Annotated in this window: 17 protein-coding genes; 3 read left to right on the forward strand and 14 right to left on the reverse strand. The window is 62.7% G+C overall.

Annotated elements, in window-relative coordinates; genetic code table 11:
* Positions 1-2 precede the first annotated feature (2 nt).
* From ACGYLA_RS01205 to ACGYLA_RS01225, 5 genes are all read right to left on the reverse strand, one after another.
* Positions 3-1331 carry an NAD(P)/FAD-dependent oxidoreductase gene (locus tag ACGYLA_RS01205; protein WP_394429660.1) on the reverse strand — a complete coding sequence of 443 codons (1329 nt, stop codon included), beginning with the start codon at positions 1329-1331 and terminating at the stop codon, positions 3-5.
* Entirely contained in the window at positions 1328-2149 is an 822-nt protein-coding gene (locus ACGYLA_RS01210) for an ABC transporter permease (RefSeq protein ID WP_067265716.1), read from the reverse strand. The genes ACGYLA_RS01205 and ACGYLA_RS01210 overlap by 4 nt, the downstream gene beginning before the upstream one ends.
* The gene (locus tag ACGYLA_RS01215; RefSeq protein WP_067265718.1) at positions 2146-3021 is read right to left on the reverse strand and encodes an ABC transporter permease subunit; all 876 of its coding nucleotides are present in this window, start codon (positions 3019-3021) and stop codon (positions 2146-2148) included. The genes ACGYLA_RS01210 and ACGYLA_RS01215 overlap by 4 nt, the downstream gene beginning before the upstream one ends.
* A gap of 2 nt (positions 3022-3023) precedes the next feature.
* Positions 3024-4151, reverse strand: a complete 1128-nt coding sequence (locus tag ACGYLA_RS01220) for an ABC transporter ATP-binding protein (protein WP_394429662.1) — start codon at positions 4149-4151, stop codon at positions 3024-3026.
* A gap of 100 nt (positions 4152-4251) precedes the next feature.
* Positions 4252-5337, reverse strand: coding sequence for a polyamine ABC transporter substrate-binding protein (locus ACGYLA_RS01225; protein WP_394429664.1), 1086 nt, complete (start codon positions 5335-5337; stop codon positions 4252-4254).
* 145 nt (positions 5338-5482) lie between these two features.
* Here ACGYLA_RS01225 and ACGYLA_RS01230 point away from each other — a divergent pair, with 145 nt between their 5' ends.
* Entirely contained in the window at positions 5483-6184 is a 702-nt protein-coding gene (locus tag ACGYLA_RS01230) for a GntR family transcriptional regulator (protein ID WP_394429667.1), read from the forward strand.
* A gap of 75 nt (positions 6185-6259) precedes the next feature.
* Positions 6260-7654 carry an aspartate aminotransferase family protein gene (locus ACGYLA_RS01235; RefSeq protein ID WP_394429669.1) on the forward strand — a complete coding sequence of 465 codons (1395 nt, stop codon included), beginning with the start codon at positions 6260-6262 and terminating at the stop codon, positions 7652-7654.
* A gap of 33 nt (positions 7655-7687) precedes the next feature.
* On the opposite strand, the gene ACGYLA_RS01240 is transcribed toward ACGYLA_RS01235, so the two are convergent.
* The 7 genes from ACGYLA_RS01240 to dapD form a co-directional block, all read right to left on the reverse strand.
* Positions 7688-8986, reverse strand: a complete 1299-nt coding sequence (locus tag ACGYLA_RS01240) for a lytic murein transglycosylase (RefSeq protein WP_394429671.1) — start codon at positions 8984-8986, stop codon at positions 7688-7690.
* Between the two features lie 101 nt (positions 8987-9087).
* Entirely contained in the window at positions 9088-11358 is a 2271-nt protein-coding gene (gene rnr / locus ACGYLA_RS01245; RefSeq protein ID WP_394429673.1) for a ribonuclease R, read from the reverse strand.
* A gap of 32 nt (positions 11359-11390) precedes the next feature.
* A complete protein-coding gene (locus ACGYLA_RS01250) occupies positions 11391-11960 on the reverse strand; it encodes a TIGR04282 family arsenosugar biosynthesis glycosyltransferase (protein ID WP_394429675.1) in 570 nt (189 codons plus the stop codon).
* Positions 11957-13102 carry a succinyl-diaminopimelate desuccinylase gene (gene dapE, locus ACGYLA_RS01255; RefSeq protein ID WP_394429677.1) on the reverse strand — a complete coding sequence of 382 codons (1146 nt, stop codon included), beginning with the start codon at positions 13100-13102 and terminating at the stop codon, positions 11957-11959. Before dapE ends, ACGYLA_RS01250 begins: the two co-directional genes overlap by 4 nt.
* A 101-nt stretch (positions 13103-13203) precedes the next feature.
* Positions 13204-13542: a hypothetical protein gene (locus ACGYLA_RS01260; protein ID WP_067261079.1), complete on the reverse strand. Its 339-nt coding sequence runs from the start codon at positions 13540-13542 to the stop codon at positions 13204-13206.
* 74 nt (positions 13543-13616) lie between these two features.
* Positions 13617-13871: a GlsB/YeaQ/YmgE family stress response membrane protein gene (locus ACGYLA_RS01265; protein ID WP_394429679.1), complete on the reverse strand. Its 255-nt coding sequence runs from the start codon at positions 13869-13871 to the stop codon at positions 13617-13619.
* A 57-nt stretch (positions 13872-13928) separates the two neighbouring features.
* On the reverse strand, positions 13929-14756 hold the full coding sequence (gene dapD, locus ACGYLA_RS01270) for a 2,3,4,5-tetrahydropyridine-2,6-dicarboxylate N-succinyltransferase (protein WP_067261075.1): 828 nt from the start codon (positions 14754-14756) through the stop codon (positions 13929-13931).
* A gap of 173 nt (positions 14757-14929) precedes the next feature.
* Between dapD and ACGYLA_RS01275 the strand changes: the two genes are divergently transcribed.
* Positions 14930-15793: an LOG family protein gene (locus tag ACGYLA_RS01275; RefSeq protein ID WP_394429681.1), complete on the forward strand. Its 864-nt coding sequence runs from the start codon at positions 14930-14932 to the stop codon at positions 15791-15793.
* 28 nt (positions 15794-15821) lie between these two features.
* Here the strand turns inward: ACGYLA_RS01275 and ACGYLA_RS01280 are convergent, their stop codons facing one another.
* On the reverse strand, positions 15822-16787 hold the full coding sequence (locus ACGYLA_RS01280) for an NAD(P)H-dependent flavin oxidoreductase (protein ID WP_394429683.1): 966 nt from the start codon (positions 16785-16787) through the stop codon (positions 15822-15824).
* Positions 16788-16790: 3 nt separating this feature from the next.
* The gene (locus ACGYLA_RS01285; RefSeq protein WP_394429685.1) at positions 16791-18404 is read right to left on the reverse strand and encodes a GMC family oxidoreductase; all 1614 of its coding nucleotides are present in this window, start codon (positions 18402-18404) and stop codon (positions 16791-16793) included.
* Between the last annotated feature and the right edge of the window lie 224 nt (positions 18405-18628).

Genomic DNA, 18628 nt, shown 5'->3' on the forward strand with positions numbered 1-18628 from the left:
CCTCAGCGATCCGACAGCGCGAAGCCTGCATAGACAAAGGGCATGACCGCCCGGCGAAAACGGCCCAATTCGAACCGTGCAAGCGGGGCGCGCATGGGGGCGGGATAGGGCCGCTCGGGCGTGATGCCGCGAACCAGATCGGCCAAAATGGCGCCGGAATAGCTGGCCATCGCCACGCCATTGCCGTGGTAGCACAGCCCTGCGAAGATCCCCGGCTGATCCGGCACCTGCCCCACGAAGGGCATGCGATTGCGCGCGATACAGACCATCCCGGACCAGCCATGCGGCGTTTCGACATGACGCCACGCGGGGAACATCGCCTCGAAATCCGCGCGGGCCCGGGCCAGCGCGCGCCGCTCGGAATTGGGGTTGGACATCAGCCCGCCTCGCACGCCGAACAACATGCGATTGTCGGGCATCAGCCGGAAGTAATGCAGCAGATGGCGGCTGTCATAGCAGGCCTGTTGGCTGGTCCAACCTTGGGCGGAAAGCTCTGCCTCGGTCATCGGGCGGGTCACGATCACGCTGGATTGCGTCGGCATGTAACGCGCGGCCAGCCATGGCGGCAGGTCTTCGGAGGAATAGCCATTGGTGGCGATGATCACCCGCTCGGCCCGAATGCGGCCCTGCGGCGTCGTGACCTCGAACGCGCCCTTGCGCCCTGTCACCCCGGTGGCCGGGCTGTTGTGATAGATCGCGGCCCCCGCCTCTTCCGCGGCCTGTGCGAGGGCGGTCACATATTTGCGGGGGTTGAGGCCAAAGCCAATCGGCACGGTGATCGCGCCCTCGAAGCCTGCGTTCAGCCCCTCGGCGGCCAGATCGGCCTTTTCGGTCAACCGGGCCGTGACGCCGTAATTCTCCGCGTAGTACTCCAGCCTGCCGCGCATCTCTTCGAAATCGCGCGGGCGGTGGGCCAGCTGGGTTTCCCCTCGAGAATGCCGATCAACATTGATGCCGCGGGCGGCGATGAAATCCTCCACCTGTCGGATCGCCGCCACCTCGGCCTGCCGCCAGCCAAGCCGCTCTGCCCGCCCGGATTTCCGGTCAAGCGCCGCGTCGTCCAGCATCCCGCCGCCCAAGCAGCAAAAGCCCCCGTTGCGGCCCGAAGCGCCAAAGCCCACCCGCTCGGCCTCCAGCACCGTGGCCCCGACCCCGGCCTGCGTCAGATGCAGCGCGGCGTTAAGGCCGGTGAAACCGCCGCCGATGATCACAACATCGGCCTGCGCCGCGCCTTGCAGCGCCGGACGCTCCGGCGCGCCATGGGTCTGATCCCACCAGCAGCCCGCACGCGGCGCTTCGGAATAGGCGAAATCCGCGTAGATACGCTTCATGCGGCGGGCCGTTCCGCCGCGCGGGCCTCCTCCTGCGCGCGCAGGCTTGAGCGTTTGCTGACCAACGATGCAGTGATGACCCCCACGGTCACGATGGCGATCATGATCGTCGATAGCGCGTTGATCTCGGGCGAGACGCCCAAGCGCACGGCGCTGAAGATCTTGATCGGCAGCGTCGTCGCCGACGGCCCGGCGGTGAAGGAGGCGATGACCAGATCATCGAGGCTGAGCGTGAAGGCCAGAAGCCAGCCCGAGATCACCGCAGGCGCGATGATCGGCAGGGTCACGAGGCGGAAGGCTTCCCACGGGGAAGAACCGAGGTCGAGCGCGGCCTCTTCCAGCGAACGGTCGAAGGACACTAGCCGCGAGGAGACGACGACCGAGACATAGCACATCGAAAAAGTCGTATGCGCCAGCACGATGGTCAGCACGCCCCGGTCCAGCCCGATGCCGATGAAGAGCAAGAGCAGCGAAAGGCCGGTGATCACCTCGGGCATCACCAGCGGCGCGTAGATCATGCCGGAGAACAACGTCCGCCCCATGAACCGCCCGCCGCGCACAAGCACATAAGCCGCCATCGTGCCCAGCACCGTGGCGATAGAGGAGGAGATCACCGCGACCTTCAGCGTGACCCAAGCCGCATTCAGGAAGGCTTCGTTCTGCAACAGCTCGCCATACCAGCGGGTCGAGAATCCGGCCCAGACCGTCACCAGTTTCGAGGCGTTGAAACTGTAGATCACCAGAATGATCATCGGCAGGTAGAGAAAGGCGAACCCCAGCGTCAGCGAGGTCACGTTGAACCATGTCATCCGCTTCATTGTTCGGCCTCCGCCTGTTTCTGCTGGTTGCGCTGGAAGAGGATGATCGGAATGATCAGGATCAGCAGCAGGATCACCGCCACCGCGCTCGCCACCGGCCAGTCGCGGTTGTTAAAGAACTCCTCCCACAGCACCTTGCCGATCATCAGCGTGCCCGAACCGCCCAAAAGCGAGGGGATCACGAATTCACCCAAAGCCGGGATGAAGACAAGGAAGCTGCCCGCCACGATGCCGTTGCGCGACAACGGGATCGTCACCAGCCAGAAGGCTTGCAAACGCGAGCAGCCGAGATCCTCCGCCGCCTCGTTGAGCGACTCGTCGAGCCGGTCGAGCGCGGCATAGATCGGCAGGATCATGAACGGCAGGTAGGTATAGACGATGCCGATATAGACTGCCGTATTGGTATTAAGGATCTGTAAAGGCTCTGCCGTTAGACCCAACCCCATCAAAAGTTGGTTCAGCAGCCCTTCGTTGCTGAGGATGCCCATCCACGCATAGACGCGGATCAGGAAGGAGGTCCAGAACGGCAGGATCACCAACATCATCAAAGTGGCGCGCCACTCTTCGGGGGCGCGGGCCATGCCATAGGCGATAGGATAGCCAACCAAGAGCGTCAGCGCGGTCGATACAACGGCGATGCGCAGGGAGCTAAGGTAGGCTTTCCAATAAAGATCGTCAGAGGCGAGGAAGGTAAAATTCTCAAAATCCAACTGGGCGATCAGGGCGCTGATGCCGTCCTTGATCGTCGGCGTATAGGGCGGGATCGCCAGCGCCGTATCGGAGAGGGAGATTTTGAAAACGATCAGGAAAGGCACCAGAAACAGCGCCAACAGCCAGAGGTACGGGACCGCGATCAGGGCGAAACGACGCATGTTCATTGCGCCAACAAAACGCCCGCGGTGGCGCTCCATGAAATCCAGACCGGGTCTTCCCATGTGATGTCACGGCGCGCGATGCGGCGAGTGTTGGCCGTCTGCGCCTTGATCACCTGCCCACCGGGCAGTTCGACGTGATAGGTGGAGAGGTTCCCCAAATACGCGATGTCGAGCACTTTGCCCTGAAGCGCATTGGGCGCATCCTCGGGCCGCTCGGTCGAAATGCGGATTTTCTCGGGCCGGATCGCAAGATGGGCTTGCTGCCCCTCACTGAACGACGCGACGGAAGTCGCGGTCAGCGGCGGCTGCCCTTCGATCCAGTTCAGGTGATATTGATCTTGGCCAATGGCCTTGGTGCTGGCTTCGATGATGTTCACATCACCGATGAAGTCGGCCACATAGACGGAATTCGGCGCCTCGTAGATTTCAGCCGGGGTGGCCACTTGAATCACGCGCCCCTCGTCCATCACCGCCACGCGGGAGGCGACGGTCATCGCCTCTTCTTGGTCGTGGGTCACGATGACAAAGGTGGTGCCGGTGGATTCTTGAATGTCCATCAGCTCGAACTGGGTGTCTTGCCGCAGCTTCTTATCAAGCGCGCCCAAGGGTTCATCGAGCAGCAGAAGCTTCGGCGCTTTGGCTAGCGAGCGCGCCAGCGCCACACGCTGCCGTTGGCCGCCGGAGATCTGATGCGGTTTGCGGCGGGCGAATTTCTCTAGCCGGGTGAGCTTCAGCATCTCGGCCACGCGGGCGGCGATGGCGTCCTTCTCCATCTTGTCGCGGCGCAGGCCGAAGGCGATGTTGTCCCAGATGCTGAGATGCGGAAACAGCGCGTAGGATTGGAACATCATGTTCACCGCGCGTTTGTTCGGGGGCACCGGGGCGATGTCCTGCCCTGCCAATTCGATGCGCCCGGTGGTGGGGCTTTCGAACCCGGCCAGCATCCGCATCATCGTCGTCTTGCCACAGCCCGAAGGCCCAAGCAGGGCAAAGAATTCCTGCGCGTAGATATCCAAAGACAGATCGTCGATGGCGACGAATTCGCCGAATTTCTTGGTCACATTCTTAAAGCGAATGAGCGGCTTTTCGTCGGGGTCGTTCCAGGGGGCGAAGACGGTTGGGCTCACGGTTGAGACATCCTTTGATCGGGCTTTGCTCGGGCTTTGATCGGGGTCGCGGGGCAAGAAAAAGGGGCGCGACCAGACTGGCCGCACCCCCTGTCTCAGATCAAGTACCGGACTTGATCTTGGTCCAGAGCCGGGTCACCACGCGCTGTACTTTCGGCGGGTAAGGTGTGGTGGTGAACAGGTTGTTCAACGCCGCCTCAGAGGGGTAGATCGCCGGGTCGCCGATCACATCCTCGATCAGCTGCTCCTGCGAGGCTTCGTTGCCGTTCGCGTAGTACACATAGTTCGACGCGGCGGCCATATTCTCGGCGTCCATGATGAAGTTCAGGAACTTATGCGCACCATCAGGGTTCGGCGCGTCGACCGGGATGGCCATCTGGTCAAACCACATCTGCGCGCCTTCGGAGGGGGCGTTATAGGCGATTTCAACACCGTTGTCGGCTTCATCCGCGCGGTCACGGGCCTGCAGGATATCACCCGACCAGCCCACCGCGACGCAGACGTCACCGTTGGCCAAAGCGTTGATATATTCCGAAGAGTGGAACTTCTGGATGTAGGGGCGGACCGGCATGAAGACCTCTTCGGCCTTGGCGATCACATCGGGGTCATGGCTGTTGGGGTCTTCGCCGATATAGTTCAGCGCAGCGGGGATCATCTCTGCCGGGGCATCAAGGAAATGCACGCCGCAGTCGGCCAGTTTTTCCATATTGGCCGGATCGAAAACCAAGTCCCAGGAGTCGATCGGGGCATCTTCGCCCAGGATTTCTTTCACCTTGCCGACATTCACGCCGATGCCGGTGGTGCCCCACATATAGTTGATAGAATGGGCGTTATCGGGATCATATTGTTCGGTCCGCGAAGAGACCACGTCCCACATGTTTTCGAGATTGGGCAGTTTGGACGTGTCCAGCGGCTGGAATGCACCGGCTGTGATCTGGCGCTGCAGGAAGGTGCCCGAGGGGACGACCACGTCATAGCCGGACCCACCGGCGAGCATTTTGGTCTCCAGCACCTCGTTGCTGTCGAACACGTCATAGACCAATTCGATGCCGGTCTCTTCTTCGAATTTATCCAGCAGGGATTCGTCGATATAGTCGGACCAGTTGTAGACCCGGACCGTTTCGGCAGTGGCGGCACCTGCCATCAAGGTGGCGACGGCGACGCTGCTTAGTAGCACATGTTTCATTTCATACTCCCGTTAGACAGGTCGGGTTGATCCCCACCTTTCGTCAATTTGATCAAGTTTTGCCTCTTCGGGCAAGATGGTTTATGCTTTCATGCAGAATGAAATGCTGCAAGACACGGCGAAACAAGACGGAAAGACCGCTCCCATGGGTTCAGAAAAAACCGATCCGAGATTGCTTCCCGCCGCCGATGCGGCGGTCAAGACACCGATCCATCAGCATGTTTACGAACGCCTGCGCAAGATGATTCTCTTCGGCGATCTGGCCCCCGGACAGGGGGTCACGATCCAAGGTCTGACCGCCGCTTTGGATGCGGGCATGACGCCGGTGCGCGAAGCCATCCGCCGCCTGATCTCGGAAGGGGCGCTGACCCATTTGGGCAACCGCCGGGTCACCGTGCCGGAACTGACCCATGCGGGGCTGGAAGAACTGGAATTCATGCGGGAAACGCTAGAGCCGGAACTGACCAAACGCGCCGCAAACCGCATGACGGATGAGCGTTTGAACGCTTTGAAAGACTGTGACAACGCGCTGAACCATGCCATCGACCGGGGCGATGTCGGCGGTTACTTGATGCAGAACTACAGCTTTCACCGGATGATTTACGACCTTGCCGAAGCGCCGATCATGGCCGCGACGGTGGACCGTCTTTGGCTGCGTTTCGGCCCCTCGCTTCGGGTGGTTTGCGGGCGATACGGCACCAGCAATCTGCCCGATAAACATGCCGAACTTTTGGCGGCCTTTGCCGAGGGCAACGCCGCTTTGGCGGGTGAGGTCATGGCGGGCGATGTTGCCCAAGGAATGACCCAAATTCGCGCAGCCCTTGATGGTCTGCCCGTTCCGCGTTGATTCGATTGACATGCTATAATTTGATCATATTCTGCGACGAAGCTTATTTTTCATGCAAATAGAAGGTGCATCCCCATGCCGCCCATCACGAATCACCTCCCCACCGCGGACCTTCAGTCGCTGGATGCGGCGCATCACATGCATCCTTTCACCACCAATGATGAACTGGGCGACAAGGGCGCGCGCATCATCACAAGGGCCAAGGGCATCTACCTGACCGACAGCGAGGGGAATGAGATTCTCGACGCGATGGCCGGGCTGTGGTGCGTGAACCTTGGCTATGGCCGCGAAGAGATGGGCAATGTCGCCGCGCGACAGATGAACGAACTGCCCTATTACAACACCTTCTTCCAAACGACCCATGTGCCCGCCATCGCGCTGGCCAAGGAGCTGGCCGATCTGGCCCCCGGTGATCTGAACCACGTCTTCTTCGCCGGGTCGGGGTCAGAGGCGAATGACACCAATCTGCGCATGGTCCGCACCTATTGGGCGCAAAAGGGCAAACCTGAAAAAAGCCATATCATCAGCCGCAAGAACGCCTATCACGGCTCTTCGGTCGGCTCGGCCAGTCTCGGCGGCATGACCTATATGCATGAGCAAGGCGGCCTGCCGATCCCCGGCATCCACCACATCGGCCAGCCCGATTGGTATGCCGAAGGCGGGGATATGTCGCCCGAAGACTTCGGTCTGAAACGCGCGCAGGAGCTGGAAGCGAAGATTGTCGAGCTGGGCGCGGACAAGGTCGCGGCCTTCATCGCCGAACCCGTTCAGGGCGCGGGCGGGGTCGTCGTTCCGCCCAGCACCTATTGGCCCGAGATTCAGCGCATCTGCGACAAACACGATATTCTGCTGATCGCTGACGAGGTGATCTGCGGCTTTGGTCGGACGGGCAATTGGTTTGGCTCGCAGACCATGGGCATCAAGCCGCATATCATGACCATCGCCAAGGGGCTGAGCTCGGGCTACGCGCCCATCGGCGGGTCGATCGTTTGTGACGAGGTGGCCGAGGTCATCAACGCCTGTGAGTTCAACCACGGCTACACCTACTCCGGCCACCCGGTGTGCGCCGCCGTGGCGCTGGAAAACCTGCGGATCATGCAGGAAGAGAACATCGTCGCCCATGTTCAAAACGTCGCCGCCCCCACGCTGAAGGAGGCGCTGGACAAGCTGGGAGAGCATCCGCTGGTGGGCGGGGTGAACGTATCGGGCCTGATGGCCTCCCTCCCGTTGACGCCGCATAAGGAAAGCCGCGCGAAATTCGCTGATAGCGGCACCGCCGGGTACATTTGCCGCGAACATTGCTTTGCCAACAATCTGGTGATGCGCCATGTCGGCGACCGGATGATCATCTCTCCGCCGCTGATCATCACACCCGAAGAGATCAAGATCTTCGCCGAACGGGCGACCAAGGCACTGGATGCGACCTATGCCGATCTGAAAGACAAGGACATGCTCAAAGCCGCGTCCTAAAACATCGGGTTGCCCCCAATTGGGGGCGCCCTCTCACTCTGCGCGCAGTCGAGCCAGCAGCCGGGGGGAGGCATAGCCATCGGGCGCGATCCCCTCGGCCTTTTGATAGCTGCGCACGGCATTGACGGTCAGCGGCCCGATCTTGGCGTCGATCTTTTGCGTGTCAAAACCCGCTTCGGTCAGCAGGGTCTGCAATTCGATCCGCTCATCAAAGCTCAGCGCGCGGTCTTCGCGGGGCCAGTCCTGCTGTATCTCGCCCGCGCCGCCGATGCGGTCGGCCAGATGGCCCACACCGATGACATAGGCATCCGCCGTGTTATAGCGCTCGATCACCGCGAAATTGGGGAAGATCATGAAGGCGGCACCCTCGGCGCCCGCAGGCAGCAAGATCGACGCGGGCCCATGATCCGCCACCGCCCCGCCATCGAGCGCGGTGACGCCAAGATCGGCCCATTCCGCCGGGGTCTTGGTCACCGCACGGTCGGCCAGCAGATAGTCGAACCCCTCCGGCAGAGCCACTTCGACCCCCCAGGGCTGCCCTTCGGTCCAGCCAAAATGCTTGAGATAGGCGGCGGTAGAGGCCAGCGCATCGCTGGGGTCATCGCCCCAGATGTCGCGCCGCCCGTCGCCATCCCAATCGACCGCATGGGCGTGGAAGGACGAAGGCATGAACTGCGTATGCCCCATCGCGCCCGCCCAAGAGCCGCGCAATTGATCGGCATCGGTATCGCCCGCCTGAAGGATGCGCAGGGCGTCGAGGAGCTCGCCTTCGAAAAATTCCGCCCGCCGCGCGTCATAGGCAAGGGTGGCCAGTGAATCCAACACCCGATCCCCGCCCCGGAAGCTGCCATAGGCGCTCTCTAGCCCCCAGATCGCAGTGACGATCTCTTTCTCGACACCGTATTCCGCTTCGATCTCTTCCAGCGTGCGTTGCCATTGAGCCAATGCCTTCTGCCCGTTCTGCACCCGCAGATCCGAGGTGGCGGTGTCGAGGTAATCCCAAATCGTTTTGGTGAATTCCGATTGGTTGCGGTCGCGGCGGATCACCTCCGGATCATAGCTGACCGTATCCAATGCCCGGTCAAAGACATCCGGGTCGATGCCATGTTGCAGGGCGCGGGGGCGGAATTCTTTCACCCAAGCGCGCAGCCCGGCATCGTCGCCGCTAGCCTCTGCCACGGGTTCCTGCGCTACTGGCGCCACGGCGGCCAGCACGGCCTGCGGCGCGCGCGGCGCGGGGCGCAGGGATTCAGTCGGGCCTAACGCGAAGGCCGGAGCCCCCATGCCAGCTGTCGCCAGAATGCCTGAAATCATCGCGTAGTGCCGGATCATAATCGCCTCACCTCATAGAGTTACGGCAAATCCTATGCCCGCCCCGCCCCGGTGGAAAGGGAGGGGGCCGGCCATCCGCGAAGCTCCGCCGGTTTGCCGCCTCAGCGGCGGGTGCGGGTCACTTTGCGTTTGATCTTGTCCTTCTTGCGCTTGGCCTTCACGGCCTTGCCGCGCGGCTTGCTACGGCCCGCCGGGCTGCGGCGGCCCCCACCTCCGCCCTGTTTGACCTTTTGGTCTTCGATCTCAAGCAATTCCAGCGCAATGCCCCCGGTCACGGGGACCGCCTCTGCCAGCCGCACAGTGACACGCTGGCCGAGGCCGATGGTCATCCCGGTGTCCGAGCCCATCAGCGTCTGCGCCTCGGCGTCGTGGTGGAAATACTCCCGCCCGAGCGAGCGCATCGGCACCAGACCATCCGCGCCCGTCTCGTCCAACTTCACAAAGGCACCAAAACGCGCGATGCCGCTGATCCGCCCGGTGAACTCGTTGCCGACACGCTCCGACAGGAAGGCGGCAAGGTAACGGTCGGTCGTGTCGCGCTCTGCCACCATCGAGCGCCGCTCGGTGTCGGAGATATGCGCGCCGGTCTGCTCCAGCCCCTCAATCTCTTCGGGCGTCAGCCCATCCTTGCCCCAACCATGCGCCGTGATCAGCGCGCGGTGCACGATGAGGTCAGCATAGCGGCGGATGGGCGAGGTGAAATGCGCGTAGGAGCGCAGGGCAAGGCCGAAGTGCCCGATATGCGCCGGGCCATAATAGGCCTGCGTCATCGAGCGTAGGGTGCTGAGATTGATCAACTCGGCATCATTGGTCCCCGCTGCCTGATCCAGCAGGCGGTTGAGATGCGCGGTTTGCAGCACCTGCCCCTTGGCCAGCGTGAAACCCGCCGCCTGTGCGGTTTCGCGCAGGGATTCGAGCTTCTCTGGCGAGGGTTCCTCGTGAATGCGGAACAGCAGCGGGGTTTTCTTTTTGATCAGCGTCTCGGCGGCGGCGACATTGGCCAAGACCATGAACTCTTCGATCAGCTTATGCGCGTCGAGCCTTTCGCGGAAGTTTACCGACTTTACCTTGCCATCATCGCCCAATTCGATGCGGCGCTCGGGCAGGTCCAACTCCAGCGGCTGCCGCTCGGCGCGGGCGGTCTTCAGCGCACCGTAGGCGGCGTAGAGCGGCTTCAACACCGGCTCCAACAGCGGGCCGGTGCGGTCGTTCGGGTTGCCGTCGATGGCGTCCTGCACTTCCTCGTAATGCAGCGAGGCGGGCGAGCGCATGAGGCCCCTGTGGAACGTATGGCCGATCTTGTTGCCCTTGGCATCCAGCACCATGCGCACGGCGATACAGGCACGCGGCACGCCCTCGTGCAATGAGCACAGATCACCCGAGAGCCGATCCGGCAGCATCGGCACCACGCGGTCAGGGAAATAGGTGGAGTTGCCGCGCTTGCGCGCCTCGCGGTCCAACGCCGAGCCCGGCGTCACATAGGCGGCCACATCGGCAATGGCGACCCAAACGACATGGCCACCCTCGTTCTTGGGGTCGTCGTCGGCATGGGCATAGCAGGCGTCGTCATGGTCCCGCGCATCGGAGGGGTCGATGGTGACCAACGGCAGGTCGCGCAGGTCTTCGCGACCCTTGAGGCCTTGTGGTTTGGCCGCATCGGCCTGTGCGATCACATCGTCGGGGAATTCGTCCGGAATGCCATGCTGGTGGATCGCGATGAGCGAGACCGCGCGCGGCTCGGACGGGTCGCCCAACCGTTCGACGATGCGCGCGCGGGGGGAACCCATACGCGCCTTCGGTCCGGCCTGCTCGGCCTCGACCAGTTCACCGTCTTTCGCGCCATGTGTATGGTCGGCACCGACGCGCCATTCGCGATCCGTGCCCTTGTCGATCGGGACGATCCGCCCGCCTTCGGCCGCTTTGCGGAAGATACCCAGCACCTTGCGCGGGTTGGAGCCGATGCGGCGAATGAGCCGGGCCTCATAGTGGTGATCTTCGCCTTTCACCAGCGTCAGCCGCGCCAGAATGCGGTCACCTTCGCCAAGCGCCGGATCACTCTCGCGCGGGATCAGCAGGACGACAGGTTCTTTCCCCTCGCCATGCCACTCCATCGGTTTGGCAAAAAGATCGCCGTCGCTGTCCGGCCCCGTGACCAGCAGCACCGAGACCGGCGGCAGGCGGTCGGGATCCTGATAGCTGCGCTTGCGCTTTTCCAGATGGCCCTCGGCCTCCAGCTCTTTCAGCACGCGCTTCAGATCGATCCGCGCCGCGCCCTTGATGCCAAAGGCTTTGGCGATGTCGCGCTTGGCGGTCAGCGTTGGGTTCTGTTCGATCCAGTCGAGGATCTCGGATTTGCTGGGTATCTTGCTCATACCTCAGCAGGTAGCACGCAGCCCCCCTGTCGTCATGGCAAATCGTGAATTTCGTCCACGTCGCGCAGGGTGGCGACTTCGGCGATGCGGTAGCCCGGCAGGGTCGCGCGGCTGTCAGCCAGCGCATGCGGGCCGGACCAGCGCACCCCGTCAAACAGGCTGGGCGGCGCGCGGCGGGGGTGTTTCAGCCCCACGAGCCAATAGCCGCCATCGGGCGCCGGGCCAAACACCGCGTCATGGTTGCCAAGCGCATCGAATGCCCGCGCCAGTTCCTTGCGGTTGATGCCCGGAATATCCGCCCCGATCACACAGGCCGGTCCCGGCGCGCTGCGCAGCATCCGCGCCATGCGGTCACCGAGGTTGCCCCTGCCCTGCGGCCAGCGTGGCAGATGCGCGGGCCAGACGCGGCTTTGCAGCCCTTCCACGTCCGGGGCCACGGCCAGCACCACCTGCCAACGGGGGTCTTCGATCCGACGCAACAGGCGGCGGGTCTGATGGCGAAACCACCAAGCCGCGCCGACCATGCCGATGTCGCGGCCCAGACGGGTTTTCACCCGACCGGGGCGCGGCTCTTTCACCATGACGATAAGCGTTGGTTTCACGTGAAATAATTCCGCAGCACGCGCCCATAGATGGATTTGAGCTGTTCGATATGTTCGACCCGCACATGCTCATCAACTTGGTGCATGGACTGGCCCACCAGACCGAACTCCACCACCGGGCAATGCGCCTTGACGAAACGCGCGTCCGAAGTGCCGCCGGTGGTGGAAAGCTCGGGCTGCACGCCCGTCTCAGCCTCAACCGCGCCCGCGACCAGATCGGACAGGGCGCCCGGCGGGGTGATGAAACTCTCGCCGGAGATCTTGATCTCTACATCCACTTGCAGGCCGAATTCCTCGGCGATCTTATCCGCCTCGCCCCGCAGCCAGTCGCTGAGGCTCGCGCCCGAATGGTGGTCATTAAACCGGATGTTGACCGCGCCGCGGCATTGCGCCGGGATCACATTGGTTGCCTTGTTGCCAGTATCCACGGTGACCACGGCCAGCGTCGAAGGGTCGAAGTGATCGCTGCCCTGATCCAACTCATGGCTGGCCAGACGATCCATCAGCCGCACCATCGCGGGCAGCGGGTTGTTCGCGCGGTGCGGATAGGCCGCATGGCCCTGTTTGCCCGTCACCTTGAAATGCGCGTTCATCGAGCCGCGCCGCCCGATCTTGATCATATCGCCCATGGTCTCGGGGCAAGTCGGCTCCCCCACAAGGCAGACATCCATCCGCTCGCCGTTCTCCGACATGTAGTCCAAAAGAGCCGTGGTCCCGTCGAGGGCATCGCCCTCTTCATCCCCGGTGATCGCCAGCACGATGGAGCCATCGGGCGGCGTGTCCTTTACGAAATCCACCGCCGCTGCGACGAAAGCCGCCACGCCCGATTTCATATCCGTGGTGCCGCGACCATACATGATGCCGTCCTTGATCTCGGCCCCGAAGGGGGGCATCGACCAATCCGCCTCATCCCCGATGGGCACGACATCGGTATGACCGTTGAAGCCGAAGGATTTGGTGTTGCCCTTGTTGCCCCAGCGAGCAAAGAGGTTGCAGATGCCGCCCCGGTCGACGCGCGTACAGTCGAAACCCGCCGCGTCCAACACTTCTTCGAGCACTTCCAGCGCCCCATCGTTCGCGGGGGTGACAGAGGCGCAGCGCACCAGTTTCGCGGTGAGATCAACAGGGTCGAGACCGGACATATCGGCTCCTTTTCAGGGGTTATCGCTTGTCCGGTAACTTGTGTGGGCAAATCGCGCCGATGCCAAGGGGGCGCATTGCAATTCCCCGTGTGGGGCGCGGGTCAGTCGTAAAATGGGGTCATTTGCGCGACGATGACCGAGTTTTCTTCCAAAGCGCGCTGCATCAGGGCGCGTTCCTCGGCGTCGATCTCCTGACCTTCGGCCTCGCGCTCTTCCAGCGTGCCGTAACCGGTCACGTCAAGCGGGTTGGTATCTGCCTGTTTGAGGATCGCCACCGTCTCGCGCACAGCTTCGGCCTCATCAATGCCGGAGGCGAAACACATCAGCGCAGCACCGGTGGCCTTGTCGGGCAGACCGTCACCGTCCTTGCGGCCGATCTGAACCAAAAGGGTAAAGACCTGCTGGCGCGAAGGTTTCTTGGTTTTCTTGGGTTCAGACATGATAAGGGCCGCCGATTGCTTTCGGCAGCCCTAACCTTTTCACTTGGATTTGGAAAGGGGCCGCGCCCCTGCCCTTAAGTCTTGCCGCGGACCATCCGTGTGACCCAGATCAGCAGGCAGGCACCGATGACACCCACCACCAACTGACCGAACCAACCGCCCAGCGTGCTGCCAACGATCAGCATCAAGAGCCAGTTCGCGACCAAGGCACCAACGATGCCGAGGATGATGTTCATGATCAGACCCATGTCCGATTTCATGATCTTTTCCGCGATCCAGCCCGCAAGGCCGCCCACGATGATTGCGGCAAACCAACCGATACCCGTCATGTCGTCAATCTCCTTTAAATTCAGGTCTCAACGCCATGACGGGGCATTTGGTTCCGATCAGTCGCGCAGCAGCTCGTTGATCGAGGTTTTGGAGCGGGTCTTGGCGTCCACCCGTTTCACGATCACAGCGCAGTAGAGGTTCACGTTGTTCTTCGACGGCATGGTGCCAGCCACGACGACCGAACCTGCGGGCACTTCGCCATACATGATCTCACCGGTCTCGCGGTCGACGATCTTGGTCGACTGGCCGATGAAGACGCCCATGCCCAGCACCGAGCCTTCGCGCACGATGCAGCCTTCGACGACTTCCGACCGCGCGCCGATAAAGCAGTTGTCTTCGATGATGGTCGGACCGGCCTGCATCGGTTCCAACACGCCGCCGATGCCGACGCCGCCCGAAAGGTGCACGTTCTTACCGATCTGGGCGCAGGAGCCGACGGTCGCCCATGTATCGACCATGGTGCCAGAGTCGACATATGCGCCGATGTTCACGAAAGACGGCATCAGCACCACGCCCGGCGCGATATAGGCCGAGCGGCGCACGACGCAGTTCGGCACGGCGCGGAAGCCCGCCTCTTTCCACTCGGCATCGCCCCAACCTTTGAACTTGCTGTCGACCTTGTCCCACCAACCAGCGCCCTGCGGGCCGCCTTCTTGATGTTCCATGTCCTTGATGCGGAAGCCCAGCAGCACGGCCTTCTTGGCCCACTGATTGACGTGCCACTGACCGTCGTCCTGCTTTTCCGCCACGCGCAGTTTGCCGCTGTCGAGCGCGTTCAGCGTCTCTTCGATGGCGTCGCGCACTTCGCCAGTGGTGGCGGATGTGATCTGATCGCGGGTATCCCAAGCGGCTTCGATGGCGGTTTCAAGTTGGGCGTTGGACATGGGGCAAGTCTCCGAATGATGAAAAGGCCTTTTGAGGGCTATAGCCTTGCGCCGCCAAGGGTGCAATTGCCGGGCGATGAGGGGCGTGGTCATTCGCCGAACAACAGGGCATCTTGACCTAAGCGACCATCGCGCCACCTGAGCCAAGCCCTAGACCAAGGAAAGACCCGAGGATGACCGAGGAACACCGCCACCCCCTGCGCCGCGCCAATGTGGACCGCGCCAAAGCCCAAGACGCCCCCGACACGCCGCAAACCCGCGCGCCCGCCTATCGTCTGGCCTTTACCGACGATGACTTCATGTGCCGCGATGAGCTGCGCCCGGTGCGTCTGCAACTGGAGCTTCTCAAACCCGAACTGCTGCTGGACGCCCATGGCATCCAATCGACCATCGTGCTCTTTGGCGGGGCGCGCATTCCCGAACCGGCCGAGAAACACACCGCCCGGACCAAGACACTGGCCGATCTGTCGCGTTTTTATGACGAGACGCGCACCTTTGCCCGTCTGATGACCGAAAAGTCGATGGAAAGCGGCGGCACCGAGAATGTCATCGTCACCGGCGGCGGGCCGGGTGTGATGGAAGCGGGCAACCGCGGCGCGCTGGACGCGGGCGGCCATTCCATCGGCCTCAACATCGTACTGCCGTTCGAGCAGGCGCCCAACGAATATGTCACGCCCGAGCTATGCTTCAACTTCCACTACTTCGCGATCCGCAAGATGCACTTCCTAATGCGCGCCCGCGCGATCTGCGTCTTCCCCGGTGGTTTCGGCACGATGGACGAACTCTTTGAGGCGCTGACGCTGATCCAAACGGGCCGCATGAACCGGGTGCCATTCTTGCTGTTTGGCCGTGAGTTCTGGGAAAAGATCATCAACTGGGACGCGCTGGCCGATGCGGGCACGATCTCAGCCGAAGACCTCGACCTGTTCCGCTTTGTCGAAAGCGCGGATGAGGCGATGGAGGTGATCGAGAATTGGGAGACCGCCCCCGCTCGCGAACATGTGCCGGGCCGCGAAGAGGTCGAAGATCACGGCTAAGCCGCCTTGGCCCACCCCCCCAGACCCGTCACCGGGTGAAGGTCTGGCCCAAGGCCGCTTCGGCCCCTTGGACGATATCGCGCAGGATATCAGCGGCGGGGCTGACCGCACCGATCAGCCCCGCCACCTCTCCGACAAAGGCGTTGGCGGTGCGGGCATCCCCCGCGGCCACCGCCGCCTGCCAGCGCGGCAGCTCCTGCGCCAGCGCGGCGCGCAACCCGTCGGGGTCGTCATGCCAGCGGTTGGTGAAATCGTTGCGCAAGACACGACCCGTGTAGCGTTTGGGCCAATCATAGCCGCGCATGATGTCGGTCACGGTGCTACGCAGCGTGTCATCACCGCTGGCCTTGAGCGCGGCCTCTCGCATCGCGGGGTGCACCAGCGCCTCTTCCGAAGCCCAGAAGCGCGAGCCGACGACCACACCATCGGCCCCCAGCATTAGCGCCGCTGCCAACCCGCGCCCATCCGCCACGCCGCCTGCGGCGCAAAGCAACGTGTCAGGCGCATGGCGGGCGATGTGATCCGCGACTTCGGGGACGAGGGTAAAGGTCGCGCGTTTCTCGCCGTGGCCGCCAGCCTCGGCCCCTTGGGCGACGATGATCTCGGCCCCCAGATCGATCGCATGGGCGGCATCGCGCAGGGTTTGCACCTGACAGATCAACGGCACCTTTGCCGCGCGGATCGCGGGGAGGAACTCTGCCGGGTCGCCGAAGGAAAGAAAGATCGCTGAGGGATCACGGTCGAGCGCTTGTTCCAGCGCCTGCGGATGCTCCCGCAGCTTCCAAGTGATGAAACCGCAGCCGACCGATTGGTTGCCCGCCACATCCATCTGCTCAGCGATCCAATCGCCGGCATCATAGGCACCGCCGATCATCCCCAAACCGCCCGCGCCTGAGACCGCCGCGGCGAGCCGCCCGCCTGCGGCAAAGGCCATCGGCGCTTGGATAATCGGGTGGTCGATCCCCAGCCGTTTGGTTAGCCGCGTGGTCAGCATCGCCTACCGCCCCGCCAGAATGGCATCAGCGGCCTTTTCGGCGATCATCACCGTTGGCGAAGCCGTGTTGCCCGAGACGATCTTGGGCATAATCGACGCGTCCACCACGCGCAGACCGCTTAAGCCATGCACCCGCAGATCGCTATCGACCACCGCCATCGGGTCGCTGCCCATCTTGCAGGTGCCGACGGGGTGGAAAATCGTCGTGGCGATGTCGCGCGCCTTGTCGAGCAGGTCTTCGTCGCTCTGCACGGCGGGGCCGGGCAGGATTTCCTCGGGCGCATAGGGGTTCAGCGCCCTGGCCGTCATGATGTGACGCGCCTGTTTCATCGCCGTGACCGCCACTCGTTTGTCATTCTCGGCAGAAAGATAGTTCAGCCGGATATCGGGCTGCACCGCGCTGTCGCGGCTGGTCAGATGGCAACTGCCGATGCTTTCGGGCCGCAGGTTACAGACCGAGACGGTGATCGCGGGGAAAGGGTGCAGCGGATCCCCCAGCTTGTCGGTCGACAGGGGTTGCACGTGATACTCCAGATCCGGCGTCTCAAGCGCGGGGTCGGACTTGGTGAACATGCCAAACTGGCTGGGCGCCATCGCCAAGGGACCGCTGCGGCGCAGGAGGTATTCCAGCCCCATCCGGCCCTTGCCCCAGATCGAATGGGTCATCGTGTTGAGCGTTTTGGTGTTCTGCACCTTGTAGACAGTGCGGATTTGCAAATGGTCCTGAAGGTTCTCCCCAACGCCGGGCAGATCGTGCAGCGTGTTGATCCCCATGCCGCTCAAAAGGTCACCTTGCCCGATCCCCGACAGCTCAAGGATCTTGGGCGAATTGATCGCCCCCGCCGAAAGCAACACTTCGCCCTCGGCCTCGGCGCGCATCGCGCGGCCTTTATGGGTGAAACGCACGCCAGTCACACGCTTGCCGTCCAAGACCAACCCATCGGTATGCGCATGGGTGATCACCCGCAGGTTGGGGCGCTTCATCGCCGGGCGCAGGAAACCGCGCGCCGTGTTCCAGCGCACCCCGCCCTTCTGGTTCACCTCGAAAAAGCCCGAACCTTCGTTGTCGCCATCGTTGAAATCGGCCCGCGGCTCGATCCCGAACTCCCGCGCGCCGTCTTGCACGGCCTCCAGAATGTCCCACCGCAGGCGCTGCTTGCTGACCTTCCACTCGCCCCCCGCGCGGTGCATCTCGCTGCCGCCCGCATGGTGATCCTCGGATTTCAGGAAATAGGGCAGCACGTCGTCCCAGCTCCACCCGGCATTGCCCAGTTGCCGCCAATGGTCATAGTCCGCCGCCTGCCCGCGCATGTAAATCATGCCGTTCACCGAAGAGCAGCCACCCAGCACCTTGCCCCGTGGGTAAGCCAGAGAGCGCCCGTTCAACCCCGCCTCGGGCGCGGTTTTCATCATCCAATCCGTGCGCGGATTGCCGATACAGTAAAGATACCCCACCGGCACCTTCACCCAGTGATAGTTGTCATCCCCCCCGGCTTCGAGCAGCAGAACCCGATTGGCCGGATCGGCGCTGAGACGGTTGGCCAAGACACAGCCCGCGGTGCCCGCACCGACGATGATATAGTCATAGCGGCCCTCTAACTGGGTCTCGTCATTCATGGTGGTCTCTCCCGATATTTAGGCCCGCCTCCCCGGCCCGTCATTGGTAGAGCGCGCGGTGACGGGTCACAATCCCTGCCGTAAATCGCCCGGCCTCCCGCGGCTTTTGCCGCAAAGCCACATTCACCGCGCTTTGCATGCGCGGCGAATCCGTTTGTTGATTTTTTCGACCCATGGGTGAATATGACCGGATTGGACATACCCCCCCCGCGATGCGCGACGTT

The sequence above is a fragment of the Sulfitobacter sp. 1A13679 genome (assembly GCF_043557115.1).
Classification (GTDB): domain Bacteria; phylum Pseudomonadota; class Alphaproteobacteria; order Rhodobacterales; family Rhodobacteraceae; genus Sulfitobacter; species Sulfitobacter faviae.

What these genes read in the sequence shown, in the direction of transcription:
- ACGYLA_RS01205 (WP_394429660.1), bottom strand. Translation starts at nt 1,331, where the DNA reads ATGAAGCGTATCTACGCGGATTTCGCCTATTCCGAAGCGCCGCGTGCG.
- ACGYLA_RS01210 (WP_067265716.1), bottom strand. Translation starts at nt 2,149, where the DNA reads ATGAAGCGGATGACATGGTTCAACGTGACCTCGCTGACGCTGGGGTTC.
- ACGYLA_RS01215 (WP_067265718.1), bottom strand. Translation starts at nt 3,021, where the DNA reads ATGCGTCGTTTCGCCCTGATCGCGGTCCCGTACCTCTGGCTGTTGGCG.
- ACGYLA_RS01225 (WP_394429664.1), bottom strand. Translation starts at nt 5,337, where the DNA reads ATGAAACATGTGCTACTAAGCAGCGTCGCCGTCGCCACCTTGATGGCA.
- ACGYLA_RS01230 (WP_394429667.1), top strand. Translation starts at nt 5,483, where the DNA reads ATGGGTTCAGAAAAAACCGATCCGAGATTGCTTCCCGCCGCCGATGCG.
- ACGYLA_RS01235 (WP_394429669.1), top strand. Translation starts at nt 6,260, where the DNA reads ATGCCGCCCATCACGAATCACCTCCCCACCGCGGACCTTCAGTCGCTG.
- ACGYLA_RS01240 (WP_394429671.1), bottom strand. Translation starts at nt 8,986, where the DNA reads ATGATCCGGCACTACGCGATGATTTCAGGCATTCTGGCGACAGCTGGC.
- rnr (WP_394429673.1), bottom strand. Translation starts at nt 11,358, where the DNA reads ATGAGCAAGATACCCAGCAAATCCGAGATCCTCGACTGGATCGAACAG.
- dapE (WP_394429677.1), bottom strand. Translation starts at nt 13,102, where the DNA reads ATGTCCGGTCTCGACCCTGTTGATCTCACCGCGAAACTGGTGCGCTGC.
- ACGYLA_RS01260 (WP_067261079.1), bottom strand. Translation starts at nt 13,542, where the DNA reads ATGTCTGAACCCAAGAAAACCAAGAAACCTTCGCGCCAGCAGGTCTTT.
- ACGYLA_RS01265 (WP_394429679.1), bottom strand. Translation starts at nt 13,871, where the DNA reads ATGACGGGTATCGGTTGGTTTGCCGCAATCATCGTGGGCGGCCTTGCG.
- dapD (WP_067261075.1), bottom strand. Translation starts at nt 14,756, where the DNA reads ATGTCCAACGCCCAACTTGAAACCGCCATCGAAGCCGCTTGGGATACC.
- ACGYLA_RS01275 (WP_394429681.1), top strand. Translation starts at nt 14,930, where the DNA reads ATGACCGAGGAACACCGCCACCCCCTGCGCCGCGCCAATGTGGACCGC.
- ACGYLA_RS01280 (WP_394429683.1), bottom strand. Translation starts at nt 16,787, where the DNA reads ATGCTGACCACGCGGCTAACCAAACGGCTGGGGATCGACCACCCGATT.
- ACGYLA_RS01285 (WP_394429685.1), bottom strand. Translation starts at nt 18,404, where the DNA reads ATGAATGACGAGACCCAGTTAGAGGGCCGCTATGACTATATCATCGTC.